The 19,890-nt window shown below is 68.4% G+C and carries 15 protein-coding genes; 7 read left to right on the forward strand and 8 right to left on the reverse strand.

Features of this window, described 5'->3' with window-relative positions; all coding sequences use genetic code 11:
- The first annotated feature begins 55 nt into the window (after positions 1–55).
- From JO059_RS13195 to JO059_RS13220, 6 genes are all read left to right on the forward strand, one after another.
- Entirely contained in the window at positions 56–1,738 is a 1,683-nt protein-coding gene (locus JO059_RS13195; RefSeq protein WP_293319344.1) for an Hsp70 family protein, read from the forward strand.
- A 99-nt stretch (positions 1,739–1,837) separates the two neighbouring features.
- Positions 1,838–4,732, forward strand: coding sequence for a (Fe-S)-binding protein (locus JO059_RS13200; RefSeq protein WP_293319346.1), 2,895 nt, complete (start codon positions 1,838–1,840; stop codon positions 4,730–4,732).
- Between the two features lie 30 nt (positions 4,733–4,762).
- A complete protein-coding gene (locus JO059_RS13205) occupies positions 4,763–6,064 on the forward strand; it encodes a pyridoxal phosphate-dependent aminotransferase (RefSeq protein ID WP_293319348.1) in 1,302 nt (433 codons plus the stop codon).
- Positions 6,065–6,436: 372 nt separating this feature from the next.
- Positions 6,437–6,847: a hypothetical protein gene (locus JO059_RS13210; RefSeq protein ID WP_293319350.1), complete on the forward strand. Its 411-nt coding sequence runs from the start codon at positions 6,437–6,439 to the stop codon at positions 6,845–6,847.
- The gene (locus tag JO059_RS13215; RefSeq protein WP_293319352.1) at positions 6,844–7,362 is read left to right on the forward strand and encodes a hypothetical protein; all 519 of its coding nucleotides are present in this window, start codon (positions 6,844–6,846) and stop codon (positions 7,360–7,362) included. The genes JO059_RS13210 and JO059_RS13215 overlap by 4 nt, the downstream gene beginning before the upstream one ends.
- 214 nt (positions 7,363–7,576) lie before the next feature.
- Positions 7,577–8,842: a YibE/F family protein gene (locus JO059_RS13220; protein WP_293319354.1), complete on the forward strand. Its 1,266-nt coding sequence runs from the start codon at positions 7,577–7,579 to the stop codon at positions 8,840–8,842.
- Here JO059_RS13220 and rfbA read toward each other — a convergent pair.
- Genes rfbA through JO059_RS13235 form a run of 3 tightly spaced genes read right to left on the reverse strand, consistent with a single transcriptional unit; the run spans position 8,793 to position 10,840 of the window.
- Positions 8,793–9,659, reverse strand: a complete 867-nt coding sequence (gene rfbA, locus JO059_RS13225; RefSeq protein ID WP_293319356.1) for a glucose-1-phosphate thymidylyltransferase RfbA — start codon at positions 9,657–9,659, stop codon at positions 8,793–8,795. The genes JO059_RS13220 and rfbA overlap by 50 nt on opposite strands.
- Before the next feature lie 18 nt (positions 9,660–9,677).
- Positions 9,678–10,046 (reverse strand): nuclear transport factor 2 family protein, encoded by a 369-nt coding sequence (locus JO059_RS13230; RefSeq protein WP_293319357.1) that lies wholly within the window; start codon positions 10,044–10,046, stop codon positions 9,678–9,680.
- A 29-nt stretch (positions 10,047–10,075) separates the two neighbouring features.
- Positions 10,076–10,840 (reverse strand): maleylpyruvate isomerase family mycothiol-dependent enzyme, encoded by a 765-nt coding sequence (locus tag JO059_RS13235; RefSeq protein ID WP_293319358.1) that lies wholly within the window; start codon positions 10,838–10,840, stop codon positions 10,076–10,078.
- A 154-nt stretch (positions 10,841–10,994) separates the two neighbouring features.
- Between JO059_RS13235 and JO059_RS13240 the strand changes: the two genes are divergently transcribed.
- Complete coding sequence (locus tag JO059_RS13240) at positions 10,995–12,605, forward strand: PE family protein (protein ID WP_293319359.1); 1,611 nt, start codon at positions 10,995–10,997, stop codon at positions 12,603–12,605.
- A gap of 43 nt (positions 12,606–12,648) precedes the next feature.
- On the opposite strand, the gene JO059_RS13245 is transcribed toward JO059_RS13240, so the two are convergent.
- The 5 genes from JO059_RS13245 to dcd form a co-directional block, all read right to left on the reverse strand.
- Complete coding sequence (locus JO059_RS13245; protein ID WP_293319360.1) at positions 12,649–13,974, reverse strand: UDP-glucose/GDP-mannose dehydrogenase family protein; 1,326 nt, start codon at positions 13,972–13,974, stop codon at positions 12,649–12,651.
- A 90-nt stretch (positions 13,975–14,064) separates the two neighbouring features.
- Complete coding sequence (locus JO059_RS13250) at positions 14,065–15,528, reverse strand: hypothetical protein (protein WP_293319361.1); 1,464 nt, start codon at positions 15,526–15,528, stop codon at positions 14,065–14,067.
- Between the two features lie 197 nt (positions 15,529–15,725).
- A complete protein-coding gene (locus tag JO059_RS13255) occupies positions 15,726–17,075 on the reverse strand; it encodes a hypothetical protein (protein ID WP_293319362.1) in 1,350 nt (449 codons plus the stop codon).
- Positions 17,076–17,257: 182 nt separating this feature from the next.
- Positions 17,258–19,162 carry a hypothetical protein gene (locus JO059_RS13260; RefSeq protein ID WP_293319363.1) on the reverse strand — a complete coding sequence of 635 codons (1,905 nt, stop codon included), beginning with the start codon at positions 19,160–19,162 and terminating at the stop codon, positions 17,258–17,260.
- A gap of 130 nt (positions 19,163–19,292) precedes the next feature.
- Entirely contained in the window at positions 19,293–19,865 is a 573-nt protein-coding gene (gene dcd, locus JO059_RS13265; RefSeq protein ID WP_293319366.1) for a dCTP deaminase, read from the reverse strand.
- Between the last annotated feature and the right edge of the window lie 25 nt (positions 19,866–19,890).

A 19,890-nucleotide genomic window follows, 5' to 3' on the forward strand; every position in this document is an offset into this window, starting at 1 on the left:
TGATCGGGCTTGCTCCTAGACTCGCTGGAATCCAACAGACACAGGGGTGTGCGATATGAGCGAGGCGCTCGGGTTGTCGATCGGGATGGCCAACCTGGTCGCGGTCCGCGCAGGTGGCACCCCGGTGATCCGAAGTTCGGTGTTGACGCTGTTCGAGCACAGGCCGACCGAGGTCGGGCTGCCGGAAGAAAACCCAAATCTGACCGAACCCGGCTTGGTGCTGCGGGGATTCGTCGAGCGGGTTGGCGACCGGAGTCCGCTGGTGGCGGCCGACGGGACGAAGTACCCGGGCGCGGTGCTGACGGTCGAAGCGATCGAGGCGATGGCACGCACGGTGGGGAACGGCACACCGGTGACGGTCGCCGTTCCCGCGTACTGGTCCGAGTCCCAGGCCGACGCGCTGCGCGAGGAGTTTTTCGCCCAGCAGGATCTAGCGCGGGGCGGGGAGCCGCCGAATTTGATCTCCGACGCCGCGGCGGCGCTCGCCGTGCTGGGCGCAGAACCGGGATTCCCCACCGAGGGCGTCGTCGCGCTGTGCGATTTCGGCGCGGGCGGCACGACCATCACCGCGGCTAACGCCTCGTCGAACTTTCAGCAAATCGGCCCGTCGGTGCGATACGCCGATTTTTCCGGCGACCTGATCGATCAGCTCATCGCCGACCACGTGCGGACGGCCGCGTCCGGCGTCACAACGGCGGACCTTGCGAGCACCAGCCGCATCGGCGGACAAACCCGTCTGATCGGCGAGTGTCGCCGCGCCAAGGAGCGGCTGTCGACGGCGACGGCGGCCACGATCGCGACGGGTTCCGGCGATATTGCGCTGTCGCGGACCGATTTAGAGCACCTGATCTCCGGACCGCTGGACCGGTTCCTCAGCAATCTCGAAGATGTGCTGCAGCGCAAGGGACTTCCCCGATCTGCGCTGGCGGCCGTGGCGATGGTCGGCGGCGGTGCCGGCATCCCGCTGCTCGCCACGCGACTGGCCGGTCTGCAGGTACCGATCCACAGCGCTGCCCAACCCGCCGCCAGCGCCGCCCTGGGCGCTGCGGTGCTCGGCCAGCAACAAGGCTCCGCGGGCTTCGCGACCGCCGCGAGCCCGCTGGTCGAGACCCCGACCGAAATGGTTGACACCGCCCGAGTCGCCGAGGCGCGCCCCATGGCCTGGTCGGAGGACGCCGACGATGCGGCCGAGCCGGTGCCGTACACCGGTCCCGACATGACGGGCGAATACGCCAGGGAGCCGGCGACTTCGGGCCATCCGGACGGCGACCGGTACGCCGCCGAGGACGCGCGGCTGCCGTGGTACAAGCGCACCGCGCTGGTGTTGAGCGTGGTCGGCGCGGCCGCGGCCGTGCTCGTGGCGGTGTTGTTGGGGCTGACGCTCGGCCACAACAAGACCAATCCCGTCAACACCACCCCGCCGGGTCAGCCGGCGCCCCCGCAAACGTCGCAAACGGTGACCATCACCGGCCCCGACAACAGCACCACCGTGACGGTGATCCCGCCGCCACCGCCGCCACCGTCGTCCTCCGCGCCGCCGCCCCCACCCGCGACCACCAGCCAACCCGCGCCCACCACGACGACGGCGCCGCCGACCACGACCAGCGCGCCACCGACCACGACAGCGGCGCCGACCACGACCGCCGCGCCGACCACCGCGGCGCCGACCACCGCGGCGCCGACCCCCACTCGACAACGGCCGCTGCCGCTGCCGGTACCGGTCCCGCCGTTCGGTTAGGTCCACCTACCTGGCACCGAAAGTCGGGCGGGTGTCACTATGAGCTGGGCCTAAGCAGGCAAAAACGCGCTGTTTGACGATGCATGGGAGAAATCTTCTGTGACCACGCAGATGCTCATCAGACTGTTAATTGGCATGGGCATGACGGTGGTCGTGCTCGTACTCGCCGTACGGCGGGTCCTGTGGCTGTACAAGCTGATCATGTCCGGCCAGCCGGCCACCGGACGCACCGACAACCTCGGCACCCGGATCTGGACGCAGATCGCCGAGGTCTTCGGGCAGCGCCGGCTGCTGAAGTGGTCGATCCCGGGCCTGGCCCACTTCTTCACAATGTGGGGCTTCTTCATCCTGCTCACGGTCTACATCGAGGCGTACGGCTTCCTCTTCCAGGCGAACTTCCACATCCCGATCATCGGGCGGTGGGACGCGCTGGGCTTCCTGCAGGACTTCTTCGCGACCGCCGTCTTCCTCGGCATCACGACCTTCGCCATCATCCGGCTGCGCAGCGAGCCGAAAGAGTACGGCCGCCAGTCGCGTTTCTACGGCTCGCACACCGGCGGTGCGTGGCTGATCTTGTTCATGATCTTCAACGTCATCTGGACGTACGTGCTGGTCCGCGGGTCCGCGGTCAACAACGGCACGCTGCCCTACGGCAAGCCGGCGTTCCTGTCGCACCTGTTCGGCGCAATCCTGCGCCCGCTCGGTGAGCCGGCCAACGAATACATCGAGACGACCGCCCTGCTGCTGCACATCGCCGTCATGCTGGCCTTCCTGCTGATCGTTCTGCACTCCAAGCACCTGCACATCTTCCTGGCGCCGATCAACGTCACGTTCAAGCGGCTGCCCGACGGCCTGGGCCCGCTGCTGCCGGTGGAGTCCGGCGGCAAGCCGATCGACTTCGAAAACCCGCCTGACGACGCGCAATTCGGGCGCGGCAAGATCGAGGACTTCACCTGGAAGGGCATGCTCGACTTCGCGACCTGCACGGAGTGCGGACGCTGTCAGTCGCAGTGCCCGGCCTGGAACACCGGAAAGCCGCTCTCCCCCAAGCTCGTCATCATGGACCTGCGCGACCACTGGATGGCCAAAGCGCCCTACATCCTGGGCGACAAGGAGACACCCCTCGAGAACACCCCCGAGGGTGGGATCGGCGAGGAACTGGGCGGCGAGAAGGCTGCCGAGGAGCATCACGTACCCGAGTCGGGCTTCGGCCGAGTCATGGGCTCCGGTCCGGAGCAGGCAACCCGGCCGCTGGTCGGCACCCTCGAACAGGGCGGCGTCATCGACCCCGACGTGCTGTGGTCCTGTGTGACCTGCGGCGCCTGCGTCGAGCAGTGCCCGGTGGACATCGAGCACGTCGACCACATCGTCGACATGCGCCGCTACCAGGTCATGATGGAGTCGGAATTCCCGTCCGAGCTGTCCACGCTGTTCAAGAACTTGGAAACCAAGGGCAACCCGTGGGGCCAGAACGCCTCGGACCGGACCAGCTGGATCAACGAGGTCGACTTCGACGTCCCCGTCTACGGCGAGGACGTCGACAGCTTCGACGGCTTCGAGTACCTGTTCTGGGTGGGCTGCGCGGGCGCCTATGACGACAAGGCGAAGAAGACCACCAAGGCCGTCGCCGAACTGCTCGCCATCGCCGGCGTGAAGTACCTGGTGCTGGGGACCGGCGAATCCTGCAACGGCGACTCCGCGCGCCGATCGGGCAACGAGTTCCTGTTCCAGCAGCTGGCGGCCCAAGCCGTCGAAACCCTGGATGGGGTGTTCGAGGGTGTGGAGACCGTCGACCGCAAGATCGTCGTCACCTGCCCGCACTGCTTCAACACCCTCGGTAGGGAGTACCGGCAGCTGGGGTCCAACTACACCGTGTTGCACCACACCCAGCTGCTCAACCGGCTGGTCCGCGACCAGAAATTGGTGCCCGTCACCCCGGTCTCGCAGGACGTCACCTACCACGACCCGTGTTACCTGGGCCGACACAACAAGGTGTACGAGGCGCCGCGTGAGCTGATCGGCGCCGCGGGCGCAAAACTCACCGAAATGCCCCGCCACGCCGAACGCAGCTTCTGCTGCGGCGCGGGCGGTGCGCGCATGTGGATGGAAGAGCACATCGGCAAGCGGATCAACCACGAGCGCGTCGACGAGGCACTGGCCACCAACGCCGCCACGATCGCCACCGGATGCCCCTTCTGCCGGGTGATGGTCACCGACGGCGTCAACGACCGCCAGGAAGAAGCCGGTCGCAGCGGCGTCGAGGTGCTCGACGTGGCGCAGGTGCTGCTCGGTTCGCTCGAATACGACAAGGCGACGCTGCCGGCGAAGGGCACGGCCGCCAAGGAGGCGGAAAAGCGGGCCGCCGCTGCGCCCAAGGCCGCCGCTCCGGCCGCGCCCGCCGAGGCGCCGGCCAAGGCCGAGGAGCCCGCGCCCGCCAAGGCCGCCGAGCCGGAGCCGGCCAAGGCCGCGTCTCCCGCGCCGGCCAAGGGTTTGGGCATCGCCGGCGGCGCCAAGCGCCCGGGCGCCAAGAAGGCCGCGCCCGCGGCGAAGGCAACCGAGGCGCCGGCCGAGCCGCCCGCCGAAACAAGTGCTCCGGCGGCGCCCGCCGCGCCCGCGAAGGGGCTCGGCCTGGCCGCGGGCGCGAAGCGACCCGGCGCCAAGAAGGCCGCACCGGCCGCCAAGGCAACCGAGGCGCCCGCCGAGCCTGCCGAACCGGCCGCACAAACCAAGGCGCCCGCGGCGCCCGCCGCGCCGGTGAAGGGGCTCGGCATCGCCGCCGGCGCCAAGCGACCCGGCGCCAAGAAATCCGCGGCCCCGGCGGCCGCGGAAAAGGCTGTGGCAACCGAGGCCCCGGCCGAGCAACCGGAGGCCAAGACAGAGCCCGAGCAAAAGCCGGAGCCGTCGGCGCACCCCGACGGCGACGCGGCACCGCCGGCGGCACCCGTAAAAGGCTTGGGCATCGCACGCGGTGCGCGCCCACCGGGCAAGCGCTGATCACAGATTGAGGTCGTTCAGCAAATTCCGGTGGACAACGATGGCACCATAGGTGAGGTGACTACTCACCAGCTGCCCGCGCACGGCTCCGGCCATCACGGCGGGCACCACCGGCAGCGCGCGTTCGCGCAGTCGTCCAAGCTGCAGGACGTCCTGTACGAAATCCGCGGACCGGTGCACCAGCATGCCGCGCGGCTGGAAGCCGAGGGGCACCGCATTCTCAAGCTCAACATCGGCAATCCGGCGCCATTCGGGTTCGAGGCGCCCGACGTGATCATGCGCGACATGATCCAGGCCCTGCCGTACGCCCAGGGCTACTCCGACTCGCAGGGCATCCTGCCGGCGCGGCGGGCGGTCGTGACCCGCTACGAGCTGGTCGACGGATTTCCCCGGTTCGACGTCGACGACGTGTACCTGGGCAACGGCGTCTCCGAGCTGATCACGATGACGCTGCAAGCGCTGCTCGACAACGGCGATCAGGTGTTGATCCCGGCGCCCGACTACCCGCTGTGGACGGCGTCGACCTCCCTGGCCGGAGGTACCCCGGTGCACTATCTGTGCGACGAGACCCAGAACTGGCAGCCCGATATCGCCGATTTGGAATCCCGGATCACCGAGCGAACCAAGGCGCTGGTGGTGATCAACCCGAACAACCCGACCGGCGCCGTGTACAGCCGCGAGGTCCTCACTCAGATGGTCGAGCTGGCACGCAAGCACCAGCTGTTGCTGCTGGCCGACGAGATCTACGACAAGATCCTCTACGACGACGCCAAGCACATCAATGTGGCCTCGCTCGCGCCCGACATGCTGTGTCTGACTTTCAACGGCCTGTCGAAGGCCTATCGCGTCGCCGGCTACCGAGCCGGCTGGCTGGCCGTCACCGGCCCCAAGGACCACGCCGAGAGCTTCATCGAGGGAATCAGCTTGCTGGCCAACATGCGGCTGTGCCCGAACGTGCCGGCGCAACACGCAATACAGGTCGCGCTCGGCGGCCACCAGAGCATCGAAGACCTGGTGCTACCCGGCGGGCGGCTGCTCGAGCAGCGCGACGTGGCCTGGACGAAGCTCAACGAGATTCCCGGGGTTTCGTGCGTCAAACCCGAGGGCGCCCTGTATGCGTTCCCGCGGCTCGACCCCGAGGTCTACGACATCGAGGACGACGAGCAACTCGTTCTCGACCTGTTGCTCTCGGAGAAGATTCTCGTCACCCAGGGCACCGGGTTCAATTGGCCGGAGCCGGACCACCTGCGCCTTGTGACCTTGCCGTGGTCGCGTGATCTCGCGGCCGCGATCGAACGGCTCGGCAACTTCTTGACCAGCTATCGCCAGTAGGCGAGTGCCAGCCCGACGCCCTCTAACCCCAGTCGATTTGTGCTCGTCACAGACCCGAGGGAACATTTCGTAACGCAACGCGTTACACTTGCTAAGTGTGCTGCCTCCGATCACCTGGACCGAGGAGAGCGAAGACCATATCGCCGAACACGACGTGTCACCGCACGAAGTGGAAGAGGCAATCTATACCCGCCCACGCCTGAAGAAGCGGGGGCGGAGCGACACGATGCTTTTCTACGGTCAGAGCCAAGCCGGTCGATACCTCTTCGTAGTGACCTCTTAGGCCCTGGATGGCGGAATGTACATCGTGACCGCACGAGACATGGTCGACGCGGAAAAGCGAGAGTTCAGAAAGAAAGCGAGGTAGAGCACATGAATAAGAAGAAATTGAAAGAATTACGCGAATACTATGACAACACTGACACGAGTGCAGAAATCGTCGACGCTGAACTCGACGATGAGATCGTCCAGTCGCCGATGGTTGGGATTACCGTGCGGTTGCCGGCTGAGGTACTTCAACGGGTCCGCGAGCGGGCTGCACAGGAGAACATCAAGACGACCGCCCTCATTAGGCGATGGATCGAGCACCATGTCGAGCCCAGATCCTTATTTGGCGGACCGATACCCACGTCACCATCGGTGACCGCCGCGTCGGTTACAAGCGTCTATCAAACGATCTTAGAGCTCCATACGAACGCTTCGCTACCGGCGCAAACCAGGGAAGTGGTCGAGTCGTTCAAGGAGTTTGAGCCGCTACTCCTAAGAGATCGAGTGAGTACATGACTGAAGAAGGACCAGGGTCGTCAGCGGCCATCAGCGAGGCGGAGGCTACCTTCCTTCGCGAGGAGCGGGAAACGACCCGACCGTTTGACCCCGAGCTCATGCGTCTAGTCCATTTCCTCAATGTTGTAGACGCGGCGGAGATCGGAGTGACGTTGTATGTCGGTGGCTGTGTCGTTTCGGGAATGTTGATTTCCACGGCACAATTCTACCGACTGCTCATCAAAAACATCACTGACGAAAGCACGCTGAGCCCCCACTCGGACCGAGCCGCTGCGCAGAGTTTCGCGGATCTTTACCGACCACAGTTGGCGAATGCAGAGAAAGAAGTCAAGGAGAGTAGGGCATCCAAAACACCGCCTCCGACTCCCCGACATATTCACTTGCGCCATGCGCAGGCCTTCGTTGGCGGCGCAGAGCCGTTGACGCAAGCTGTGTGGCGTGGTCGGCTCGCTTGCGTTGATGGCTGGTCGATCGGCAATTTCGGGTCAATTCCGCCACTTGACGCGGCGGTATAGGCCGCGGGCGTTGCAGCAAGCGCACCGACTCACATGTGTTGGGAACGGGCCACCCTCTACGCAGGTGTATACGCGTTCGCCCACGACTCCGTGAAATGAGTCGTCGATGGTGGTGTGGAATTTCCCGGCCCATTGATGTGTCGGTTTGGCGATTTGGCACCAGACTGCCCCACGCATCAGTACGCGGGTCGCGGCGCCCTTTACCCTCGACCGGGTGACGCACTCGCATTCGCACACGCTGTCGTCGGGACCGTCTCCGCCGGCTCCCCTGCCCGCCAAGATTGTCATCGGGTTGCTGGTCTTGATCGGTGCGGCAGTGGTAGCCGGTGCGGCCTGGCTGTGGCCGAGCAGGCAGCACGTCGACATCCCGCTGCCGTTCCAGAACTCCTCCGGCGGTTCGGTGAGCACCCAACGGGGGCACGTTCTGTCCAGCGCGCTGGGCGACTGCGGCAGCGCGTCGGCGGGTCAGGTGCTCACCACGGCCCCCAAACCGGCGGCCCCCGGCGCCGGGCGGTGCGTACAAACACTGATGGCGATCGATTCCGGGCCGAACGCCGGCGCCGACACGCTGTTGGAATCCTCTCCGGGCCCGGGACAGGCCCACTTCGCGGCCGGTGATCGCGTGCGGCTCGTCCGGCAGGTCGACGACCAGGGCACGACCAACTACGCGTTTTACGACTTCGAACGCGGCTGGCAGCTGGTCGCGTTCGGGCTGGCATTCGCCGTGGTGATCGTCGCGGTGGCCCGTTGGCGCGGGCTGCTTGCGCTGGTCGGCATCGTGGTCGCGTTCGCGGTGCTGGTGGTGTTCCTGCTGCCGGCGCTGCGCGGCGGCGCCCCCGCGGTGCCCGTCGCGCTGGTGTCGTCGGCGGCGATCCTCTATGCGGTGATATACCTCGCCCACGGCATCAACCTGCGAACGAGCGCCGCCCTGCTGGGCACCTTGTCGTCGCTACTGCTGGCGGCTGGATTATCCTGGGCCGCAGTCGATTTAGCACACCTCACCGGGTTGTCGGATGACCAGAACAGCCAGGTGTCGGCCTATTTGGGCAACGTGTCCATCAGCGGGTTGCTGCTCGCCGGGTTCATCATCGGGTCGCTCGGGGTGCTGAATGACGTGACCGTCACCCAGGCGTCGACGGTCTTCGAGCTCGCCCACCTCGGCGGCTCCCGGCGGGCCATCTTCACGGGCGCGATCCGGGTCGGCCGCGACCACATCGCCAGCACGGTCTACACCCTGATGCTGGCCTACGCCGGCACGTCGCTCCCCCTGCTGCTGCTGTTCAGCGTCTCCAATCGCTCGCTGGGTGACGTGGTGACGAGCGAAAGTGTGGCCATCGAGCTGACCCGCTCGGCGGTGGGCGGCATCGCTTTGGCGCTGTCGGTGCCGTTGACAACGGCGATCGCCGCGGTGTTGGCCAAACCCGCCGGCATCAACTCCGTTCCAACAGCTCCAGCAAGTAGCCGCCGTATCCGGACTTGAGCAGGTCGCGGGCGCGTGCCGCGAGTTCGTCGTCGGTGATCCAGCCCTGGCGCCAGGCGACTTCCTCGGGAACGCTGACCTTCAGTCCCTGCCTCCGTTCCAGCGTCCGGACGTAGTCGCTGGCATCCAGCAGCGAGTCGAAAGTCCCCGTGTCGAGCCAGGCCGTGCCACGGGCCAGCACCTCGACCGCCAGCCTGCCCCGGTTCAGATAGATTTGGTTGACTTCGGTGATCTCGTATTCGCCGCGCGCCGATTTCTTTAAGCTCTTGGCGATTTCGATCACGTCGTTGTCATAGAAATACAGGCCTGGTACCGCGTACTTGGACTTCGGGGTGGCCGGCTTCTCCTCCAGCGACAGCGCCATGCCGTCGGGCCCGAATTCGACTACGCCGTACGCCGACGGGTTCGCCACCCAATACGCGAAAATTGCTCCGCCGCTTACGCTTTGGAAGCGTCTAAGGTTGGTGCCAAGGCCGGGACCGTAGAAGATGTTGTCCCCCAATACCAGTGCAGACGCATCGTTGCCGATGTGGTTGGCGCCCAACACGAAAGCTTGCGCGAGACCGTCGGGGCGCTCTTGCGTCACATAGCTGAGGTTGATGCCGAATTGCGAACCGTCGCCGAGGAGGCGCTGAAAGCCGCCCGCGTCGTGTGGCGTGGTGATCACCAGAATGTCGCGGATTCCGGCCATCATCAGCGTGGACAGCGGGTAGTAGATCATCGGTTTGTCGTAGACCGGCAGCAACTGCTTGCTGATACCGATCGTGATCGGATGAAGACGGGTGCCCGAGCCCCCGGCCAAGATGATCCCGCGCATGACGGACTCGCATTCCCCCTAGTTGACGAAGTCGGACTCGGTGAGCTCGGTTGCCGCCAGGGCAGACGCCAGGTCCTCGTGCCGGAATATCGAGGTGACACGGTCGTGGACCACCCGGAATGCGGATGCCGCGTTGTAGACGGCCCCGTCCGGGGTGCTGACCTTTTGCTCGACGACCACGACGCCGTCGTGCACGTACATCCGGCCCGGCTCCGCCGTGCCCTCGCGCGAACCGGCCCAACTACGGAGGGCCTGATGGCCCTGTGCGGCGCCGTTCGCGTCGCCGATCTCGATGTCGTCGCTCGACAACAACACCAAGGTGTCCAGGTCGCCGGCATTGAGGGCGTCATGCCACGCCAGCACGGTGGCGATCTCCGAAGTGCTCATGGTCAGCAAGTTACCGCGTGCATGCCCGGCTAGAGAGGCGTACGGTCCAGCCAGTCCTGCCACACCTTGTCGTCGCCGAACAGCTCGATTCCCGCGTCGCTCACACGCAGCCGACGCGTGAGCGCCAGCAGCAGCTCGGCGGCGCCCCCGCGCAGCGCCGCGCTGCCCTTGCCGTGGGCGTGCGACCACACGATGGCGCCCTCCTGGACTCGGACGGTCCATTCGCCGCTGTCGCCCAGCCCCGGGTCGGTGGCGTGCAGGTGGAGGGTGTTGCCTTGGGCGAGGGGGAGTGGCGACCCGTCGCTCCCCGCCTGAATCGCAACTCGCTCAAGCCATTCGGTGATTCCGTCGGCCGCGATATCGGCTTCGATCCTGAACTCGGCCCCGGTGGCAATGGCGGCGTCGGCGCGGTGCACCACGGTCTCATGCAGGCGCCGCCGGATCCACCAGTCGGCCGGGCGCGGGCCGAGGAAGGTCCACACCGGCGTTGGCGGGGTTTCCAGGTACCACGCCTCGACAGCCGTCACCAGCTCGTGCGCTCCGCCGTGCAACCAGGAGATCGCACCGGCGGGATCAGGCGGGGGTTTGCCACCCTCGACCGCGCGGGGATCGAGGAAGGCGTCGAGGCGCTGGCGCACGATCTGCGCCGCCCAGCGGTCCCCGCGCCCGACGTGCCGCAGCAGTTGCGCCAGGCTCCAGCCCGGGCATGTGGGCACCGGAACGGACGCATCGACATCGCGGAAGAGCTCCGCAAAAGCGCGGTTCTCGGCGAGAAACGCGGCGGCATGGTCCACGGAGGTCAGGCTACCCGCCGGCCCGCATCGCCCCCGGAAAGCGCGAAAGACAGCCCGGGGAGCCGGCGATCACGATAACGTCCGTCCGGGGAGATTGTTTCGATCGTGACCGGGGGCGAGCCTCGCCTGTGATCAGCTGATGAAAGGTGTGGGTATGTCGTTTTTGATCGCGGCACCGGAGGCGCTGGGTGCGGCGGCTTCGGATTTGGCCGGTATCGGTACGACGGTCAGCGCGGCCCATGCGGCCGCCGCGGCCCCGACCACGGGCCTGTTGGCCGCGGGTGCCGACGAGGTGTCGACTGCTATCGCATCGCTGTTTTCCGCCCACGCGCAGGCCTTTCAAAAGCTGGGCACTCAGGCCGCGGCCTTCCACGACCAGTTTGTGCAGACCATGAGCGCGGGCGCGGCGGCGTACACCGGCACCGAGGCCGCCAATGTCCAGGACACCCTGTTGGGCTTCGTCAATGCGCCGACCGAGGCGCTGTTCGGGCGCCCGATGATCGGCAACGGCGCCAACGGGGCCCCTGGGACCGGGCAGAACGGGCAACCTGGCGGGATCTTGATCGGCAACGGCGGGGCCGGCGGGTCCGGCGCGCCCGGCCAAAACGGCGGCAACGGCGGTGACGCCGGCCTGTTCGGCTCCGCCGGCGCCGGCGGAGCAGGCGGCGCCGCAACCGCCACTAGCCCGGCCGGCAACGGCGGGAAGGGCGGGACCGGCGCGCTGTTCGGCGGCGGCGGGGCCGGTGGTGCCGGCGGGTCCTCGACCTTCGCTCAAGCCGCCGGGAACGGCGGTGCAGGCGGAAACGGTGGGCTGCTGGGCGCCGGCGGCACCGGCGGCGCCGGTGGTTCGTCATCGCTCGGGTCCGGCGGGAATGGCGGGGCCGGCGGGAACGCCGGACTTGTCAGCCTCGGCGGCACCGGCGGCATCGGCGGACCGACGCAGCCCACCGGTGGCGCCGGCGGCGCCGGTGGCGCCGGCGCCATCAACGGGGGTAGCGGGGGGGCCGGCGGCAATGCCGGGTTCCTTGGCTCCGGTGGGGCCGGCGGCGAAGGTGGGGTCGGCAATGCCGGCAACGGCGGTGCCGGCGGCCACGGCGGGGCCGGCTCGATTTGGGGGAACGGCGGACCCGGCGGCCACGGCGGCAGCGGGGTCACCGCCGGGGGAAGAGGCGGCGATGGCGGCGTCTCCGGCATCTTTGAGGGCTCTGCCGGCGCCGGCGGGTCCGGCGGCACCGCCAGCGGCGTCGGCGGCATCGGCGGCGCCGGCGGTACCGGCGGCGACACCCGTGGAATCTCCGGCAACGGCGGACTCGGCGGCGACGGCGGGGCCAGCCTCGGCGGCTCCGGCGGGGCAGGCGGTAACGGCGGCAGCGCCGGGCCCGTGATGGGCGGTGGCGGGGCGGGCGGCACCGGCGGCGCCGGCCTCGGGGGCGCCGGCGGGGCCGGCGGTATCGGTGGCAATGCGGGCATGCTGGAAAGCTCCGCCGGGGTCGGCGGGGCCGGCGGGGCGGGCCTGACCATCGGCGGCAACGGCGGGCACGGCGGTAAGGCCGGGGTGATCGGCAACGGCGGTGAGGGCGGCGCCGGCGGGGCGGGCCTCGTCGCGGGCGCGCCCGGCGGTAACGGCGGTAACGGCGGCGACGCCGTGCTGGTCGGTACCGGCGGTGACGGCGGTAATGCCGGTCCCGGCACGCCGCCGGGCAAGCCGGGGACCGGCGGCGCCGGCGGGCTGATCGGCTCGCCGGGAAACCCCGGGCAGCCCTGAGGCCTTCGGTGCGCGGGCGGCGCTAGGCAGAGTTAGGGGCCCTTTATGGTCGGGGTGCTCCGAGGCGGAACATCCGCCACCCCGCCTGCCCCCAACGGGCACCATCGAGGCAGTTGCGGCCGTCGACGACGACCCGGGACCGCACGCGGTCGGCCAAGTCGTTGGGATCGAGGTCGATGAACTGGCGCCATTCGGTGAGCACCAGCACCGCATCCGCGCGCTCGCAGGCCTCTTCGACCGACACCGCATAGTTCAGCGTCGGGAAAAGTCGCTGTGCGTTTTCCAGCGCCTTCGGGTCGTACACGTTGACCGTGGCGCCGTTGAGCTGCAATTGGCCGGCGACGTTGAGCGCGGGCGAGTCGCGTACATCATCCGATTCGGGCTTGAACGCTGCCCCCAGGACGGCGATGTTCGCGCCCAGGAGCGAACCGCCGCACGCGGTCGTGGTCAATTCGACCATCCGGGTTCGCCGGCGCATGTTGATGCTGTCCACCTCACGCAGGAACGTCAGGGCCTGATTGGCTCCCAGCTCGCCGGCGCGGGCCATGAAAGCGCGGATGTCCTTGGGCAAGCAGCCACCGCCGAAACCCAGACCGGCATTGAGGAATTGGCGTCCGATCCGCGGATCGTACCCGAGAGCGTCGGCCAACAGGCTGACGTCGGCGCCCGCGGCCTCACACACCTCGGAGATGGCATTGATGAATGAAATCTTGGTCGCCAGAAAGGCATTGGCGGATACCTTGACCAACTCGGCAGTCTGCAAGTCGGTCACCAGAAACGGCACACCGGCATCCAGCAGCGGACCGTACAGCTCACGTACCGCCTCCTCGGCGCGCGTCGAATCATGTCGGATGCCAAGGACAATGCGGTCCGGATTCAGGGTGTCGTGCACGGCGTAGCCCTCGCGCAGAAACTCCGGATTCCAGGCGATTTCGACATCGACCCCCGCCGGTGCGAGCGCGGCTGCCCGTTGGTTGAGCTCGGCCGCGGTGCCCACCGGGACAGTCGATTTGCCGATGAGCACCGATGACCGGGTCAGGCGGGGCACCAGCGTGTCGATGACGGCGTGGACATGGCACAGATCTGCCCCGTATTCGCCCTTCTTTTGCGGCGTTCCCACACCGAGAAAATGAACGTCGGCGAACTCGGCGGCCATGTCGTAGTCCGTGGTGAACTGCAGTCGTCCGGCGGCGAGATTGTCGGTCAACAAGTTTCGCAGGCCGGGCTCGTAGAAAGGAATCTCGCCGGCGGCCAGCTTGGCGACTTTGCCCGCATCGATATCAACGCCGAGAACCTCGTGTCCCAATTCCGCCATCCCGGCCGCGTGGGTCGCACCCAGGTAGCCGGTGCCGAAGACGGTGCATCGCATACCACCGGTGTAGGTGGCCGCGATGAGCTGACTGCATCGCGCCGCTGATCGGTAGGCAAACTGCAGATGACAGCTGGCCCTAACAGCCAGCTAGTGGCGCCCGAACCCGCCGTGACCGCCGCCGAAGGGACCGTGGCCACCGCCAAACGGACCACCGCCGAAGGGGCCTTCGCCACCATGCCCGCCACCGGCGCCGCCGCCGGGCCCGAACCCGGGCCCGAACCCGCTTCCCGGGGCGGCACCGATAACCGGTATGGGGAGCGGGATGGGCACCGGAACGGGTGCCATCGGTGGCGGAAGAACGGGCGCAGGGGCCCCGGGAACCGGCGCCTGCGCCGGCGCCGCAGGAACGGGAGCGGGTGCCGCGGGGGCGGGAACCTGGGCCACCGGTGCGGGCACCGGAGCCCCAGGGGCGGGCGCCGAAGCCTCGGGCGCGGGCGCCGAAGCCTCGGGCGCCGAGGCCGGAGCCGGAGCCGCGGGGGCCAACGGCGCCGGCGCCTCGGGCGCCGGCGCCTGAGCCGGAGCCGCCGGAGCCAGAGCGGCCTGGGTGGGAGCGACCACGGGATGGTCGGGAGCCGGTCGCACCCCGGCGGTGGGCCGGATCGCGATGGCCAGCGAAGCGGCCAACGCCGCCATACCGACGACGAAGATTGCCGCCACCGCGCTACCCACCAGCCATAGCGGCCTGCGGTCGCGCTCGCCCGCGCCAACGAGCTGCGCCGAGGCGGCATCGTCGACGTCGTAGGGATCCCCGAAACCGTCGGGGAATGCGCTATAAGCCAGGGCGGTGGCCCCGGCGTCGGCCGGAGCTTGGAAGTTGCCGGGCGTCAAAGCAAACGAGTCGATGGCGCCGGTGCCCGGATCCTGCGCATAGGCGAGCGCGGCGGTGGACGCGAACAGCGGGGCATTGGCCGACGCCAGCGCAGCTCCCCGGGCCAACGCGGTTTCCGGTTCCTCGGGCGCCGTCAACGGCAGGGTCGTGGCCGCCTCCAGCGCCGGCATGATCATCGGGATGTCGACGCCGGAACCGACAACGAAGACGGCGTCGGGATGCGGCTCCAACGCCTCGGCGCCGGAAACCAGCGCGGCCAGCTCGGTCACCGCCGTCTCGTCGTCCTCGGGCAGCGCCTGCCGTTGAACGTCGACGATCGATCCGTCCGCCGAGTCAACGACCGCCAGGGTCGCGGTATCGGGCTCGACGTACAGCAGCGCCGTGCGCGCATAGTTGGTCTGGTTGCCGACCGTCTGGGCCAGAGCTGCCGCGGCAAGGAACGCCGAGACCAACATCACGTTCTCGACCTTGTGGGCGGCCAGCGCGTCCCGGAGTGCCGCGGCTTCGACGGAGTCGGTAAACGTCACGCCGGTCGACGCGAGTTGGTAGCCGCCCTCGGCGGCGCCTTCTCGGGTCCCCAGGATCGCCGAGACCACCTGGTCGGCCGCAGCGATCGTTGCCGCATCGTCCTCGGCGGGTACCTCGAAGTTGTCTTCTTCGACGGTTGCTCCGTCGCCGTTTTCACCTTCGACCAGCACCAAACGGACTGCCGTCGGCGCCATCGACACACCAAGTACGGTGTCCAAAGCTCCCCCATTGTCGTTTGCTGGTGTCGAACTCGGGGCGGGGGTTTTGGTGCCCTCAATCGCTGCGAGTCTGACGGTCCCCCCGTACGTCCCCTAGTTCCCCAGAGTTTACGCCTTGTCCGCCGCCCTTCCTGAATGGGACGAGCTGCCCGAGCGGCCCCACCGAGTGGCGACTAGTGGGGCTGGAAGGGGTGACACCGGTGCAGTGGACCGCGACCGCAGGGGTCGGGTGCAGGGGCCGCCGGAAGCGGCGATGGCGCGGCGACCGGCGGCGGCGGAACGTACACCGGTTGCGACGGCACATACACCGGTTGCGGCGGCACGTACGCCGGCGCCCTGGGAGTCTGCACGGGCGGCGGCGCCTCAGGAATCGCCGCGGGAACCTCGGGCGCCTGGGCCGGCGCCGGCGTCGGCAGGTCAGCAGCCGGTGGCGGTTCGGGAGCCGGGGCGACGGGCGTCGGCGCGGGCGCCGCTGGTGGCGGAGCGGCCTGACTCGGCGCGACCACCGGGTGTTGCGGACCGGGGCGCACCCCGGCCGTCGGCCGGATGGCGACCGCAAGTGAAACCACCAGCGCCGCCATACCGACGATGAAAATCGCCGCTACCCCGCTGCCAACCAGCCAGAACGACCTGCGGCCGCGGTAACCAGCGCCCGTGACCGGCGGGACGCCGGCCTCGTCGGCATAGGCATCACCGAAGTCATCCGGGAGCGCGCTGTAGGCGAGCCCACCGGAGCCGGCGTCCGTGGTGGCCTCGAAGTAGCCGGGGGCCACCGCGGCGGGGTCGATGAAGCCGGTGCCCGGATCTTGCGCGTAGGCCATCGCGCCGGTGGATGCCGCGAACAGGGGGGCATTCGCCGACGCCAGCGCGGCTCCCCGGGCCAACGCGGTTTCCGGCTCCTCGGGCGCCGTCAACGGCAGGGTGGTGGCCGACTCCAAGGCCGACATGATCATGGGTACGTCGACGCCGGAACCGACGACAAACACTGCGTCGGGATGCGCCTCCAACGCCTCGGCCCCGGAGACCAGCGATGTCAGCTGCATTACCGCTGTTTCGTCGTCGGAGGGTAGCGGCTGCCGATGCACGTCGACGATCGAGCCGTCCGCGGTGTCGACGACCGCCAGGGTGGCGGTGTCGGGCTCGATGTACAGCAGCGCCGTCCGCGCATAGTTGGTCTGGTTGCCCACGGTTTGGGCGAGCGCCGCCGCAGCCAAAAACGCCGAGACCAGCATGACGTTCTCGACCTTGTGGGCCGCCAGCGCATCGCGCAGAGCCGCGGCCTCGATGGGGTCCGTGAAGGCGACGCCGGTCGATGCCAGTTGATAACCGCCCTCGGCCGCACCCTCTCGCGTCCCTAGGATCGCCGAGACGACGCGGTCGGCCGCAGCGATCGTTGCCGCATCGTCCTCGGCGGGCACCTCGAAATTGTCCTCATCGACCGTGACGCCGCCGCCGTTTTCACCTTCGACCAGCACCATACGGACTGCCGTGGGCGCCATCGAAACACCAAGTACGGTGTCCATAGCCCCTCCTTCATGGTTTGCTAGCCAGCGTTCTATAACTTTTCGGATCTTACGCGCTTCCGGGCATTGCGGGATGGGCTAAGAACCAAGAATTCCGTCCGTCAGCGTGCGAAGCTGCCGATCCGGCAGCGAACCGGGCGGCACGGGGCTCGACGACGTTATCCGAGCGGCCGGGACGGGGGCTACCTGTGGCCGCCGCTGTGCCCGCCGCCGCTGTGGCCACCGCCGCCACCGCCGAAGCCACCGCCGCCACCGCCGAAGCCCCCGCCACCGCCGAATGGCCCATTACCGCCGCCACCACCGCCCAACGGACCGCTACCGCCACCGAAGGGTCCGCCTCCGAAGGCGCCGCCGCCGCCCCCGAACGGTCCAGGGCCAGCGGACTCACCGCCGCCGATGGGCCCGCCACCGCCGAACGGTCCCCCGCCAAACGGTCCCCCGCCGCCACCATGACCGCCACCCCCGAACGGTCCGGGCCCGGTGGGCTCGCCACCGATACCACCCGGATCACCGCCAGGGATGTGGATCGGCCCACCGCCGCCGCCGGCGCTGCCAGGACCATTGCCCGGCAGCGGAATATGCCCTCCGCCCTGGCCCGGGTTGAGTGGTTTGGGCAGTGGGATTTGTTCGGGGGGAAGCGGTAGGGGCGGCGAATGAGGAAACGTGCCGCCGCCTTCCGACGGCAACTGCGGCTGCGGAACGCGCACGGGCAGTTGGGGAGCGACCGGTTGCGGTGCCACCAGATGCGGCGGAGCCTCGACAACCGGGGGGCTCACCACCGGGGTGGGGACTGGCACATGTATCGGCGGCAGGGGAATTGGCGCCACCGGGGGAGTCACCACCGGCGGGACGACCACGGGAACGGGGGCCGCCGGAAGGCGCGGCGCCGGAACGACAGGGACGGCGACAGGAGGCGCGGGAACCGGCGGCGCCGCGGGCAGTGGCGCAGCTGCGGGGGCGGGAGCCGCGCGTAGTTGCAGGGGGACCGGCGGGTTCACCGGTCCTGGCGCCACGAGCTGCTGCGGCACGCCGAGCCTCTGGGCCAACGCCCCTACGGGCGTGGGCGCCTGTTGCGTCGGGACGATGAGGTTTTGGGCGGGGGTGGGACGCAGGGCGACGCTTCCCGTCGTGCGGATTCCGACCGCCAGCGCAATCTCGAGCGCCAGCACGGCGCTGATGCCGGCCACCGCGAGCCCGCTGCCGATCAGCAGGACCGGCCGCCGACGCGGTTGCACCGATTCGGGGTCGAAGAGCGTTTCGATGACGGTGGTCGGGGCCTCGGCATCCTCATCGGGCACGGCGCTGTACGCGCGGTCGTCCTCGCCGAGCCCGGCGGCGAACGGAACGCTGAGGTAGCCGGGCGGGCTGTACTGATCCATCGTCCCGATGCCGGGGTCTTGGGCATAGGCCAGCGCCGCCGTGGACGACGAGAACAACGGCGCGTTCGCCGAAGCCAGCGCCGCCCCGCGGGCCAGCGCCGTCTCCGGCTCTTCGGGCGCGCTGACGTCGAGGGTGGTAGCCGACTCGAGCGCCGGCTTGATCGGCGCGATGTCGACGCCCGAACCGACCAGGAACAAGCCCTCCGGGGGCGACTCGAGCGCCTCCAGGCCGGCGACCATGCCGGTGAGCTGCGCCGTCGCCTCGTCGTAGGACTGCGCGTAGATCTGCTGCGTGTAGACGTCGGTGACGGAGCCGTCGGAGCTGTCGACCACCGCCAACGTCGCCGTGTCTGGTTCGACGAAAAGCACCGCGGTGCGTTCGTAACCCACTGCCGCGCCGACATTTTGAGCCAATGCAGTCGCGGCCAGAAACGCCGAGACCAGCATGACGTTCTCGACCTTGTGCGCGGCCAGGGCGTCGCGCAAGGCGCCCGCTTCCACCTTGTCGGTCCAGGTCACACCGATAGCGGACACCTCGAGTCCCGCGTCCGCGGCCCCCTCGCGGGTACCCAGGATGGCCGCCACCACTTGGTTGGGCGCGGTGGCCGGGTCGTCGGTGGCGCTGACGTCGAACTCGTCCTCCTCGACGGTGACGCCGTCGGCGTTCTCGCCTTCGAGCACGACCATCTGGATCGACGCGGGTGCCATCGACACTCCAAGCACGATTTCCAAAACAACCCCTCCAAAGATGTTGCGTGCCAGGCCATGGTCGGGCGGAGGAGAAACCACGGACTCGTCAATTATCGCGCGAACAGCCTGTGCCAGAGTCTCCCCGAACTTAGGTAGTTCTTATGAAATTTTGGTAGGAGCGCGACGGAGTCGGCCCCCGCTGACCCTGATACTTCGACCCTACGCGGGAGCTGCCGTAGGGGTGTTCCGCCGGACTCGTCAAACGCAGGATGCACAGCTGACCGATCTTCATGCCCGGCCACAGCGTGATCGGGAGGTTGGCGACGTTGGACAGCTCGAGAGTGATGTGACCGCTGAACCCCGGATCGATGAAGCCGGCGGTCGAATGGGTCAGCAGACCGAGGCGACCCAGCGACGACTTGCCCTCCAGACGTCCGGCGAGATCGTCGGGCAGGGTGAAGAGCTCCAGCGTCGAGCCCAGCACGAACTCGCCCGGATGCAGGACGAACGGCTCCCCCTCGACGGGCTCCACCAGACTCGTCAGCTCGTCCTGCTGCTTGGCGGGATCGATGTGGGTGTAGCGGGTGTTGTTGAACACCCGGAACAAGCTGTCGAGTCGGACGTCGATGCTCGAGGGCTGCACCAGCGTGTCGTCGTAGGGGTCGATGCCCAACCGGCCGGCGCTGATTTCGGCCCTGAGGTCACGATCGGAGAGCAGCACGCGACGAAGCCTATCCGCTGCTGCG

The sequence above is a fragment of the Mycobacterium sp. genome (assembly GCF_019247615.1).
Lineage (GTDB): Bacteria > Actinomycetota > Actinomycetes > Mycobacteriales > Mycobacteriaceae > Mycobacterium.

Coding starts and splice junctions, on each gene's coding strand:
- JO059_RS13195 (WP_293319344.1), top strand. CDS start 56: ATGAGCGAGGCGCTCGGGTTGTCGATCGGGATGGCCAACCTGGTCGCG.
- JO059_RS13210 (WP_293319350.1), top strand. CDS start 6,437: ATGAATAAGAAGAAATTGAAAGAATTACGCGAATACTATGACAACACT.
- JO059_RS13215 (WP_293319352.1), top strand. CDS start 6,844: ATGACTGAAGAAGGACCAGGGTCGTCAGCGGCCATCAGCGAGGCGGAG.
- rfbA (WP_293319356.1), bottom strand. CDS start 9,659: ATGCGCGGGATCATCTTGGCCGGGGGCTCGGGCACCCGTCTTCATCCG.
- JO059_RS13230 (WP_293319357.1), bottom strand. CDS start 10,046: ATGAGCACTTCGGAGATCGCCACCGTGCTGGCGTGGCATGACGCCCTC.
- JO059_RS13240 (WP_293319359.1), top strand. CDS start 10,995: ATGTCGTTTTTGATCGCGGCACCGGAGGCGCTGGGTGCGGCGGCTTCG.
- JO059_RS13245 (WP_293319360.1), bottom strand. CDS start 13,974: ATGCGATGCACCGTCTTCGGCACCGGCTACCTGGGTGCGACCCACGCG.
- JO059_RS13250 (WP_293319361.1), bottom strand. CDS start 15,528: ATGGCGCCGACGGCAGTCCGTTTGGTGCTGGTCGAAGGTGAAAACGGC.
- JO059_RS13255 (WP_293319362.1), bottom strand. CDS start 17,075: ATGGACACCGTACTTGGTGTTTCGATGGCGCCCACGGCAGTCCGTATG.
- JO059_RS13260 (WP_293319363.1), bottom strand. CDS start 19,162: ATGGCACCCGCGTCGATCCAGATGGTCGTGCTCGAAGGCGAGAACGCC.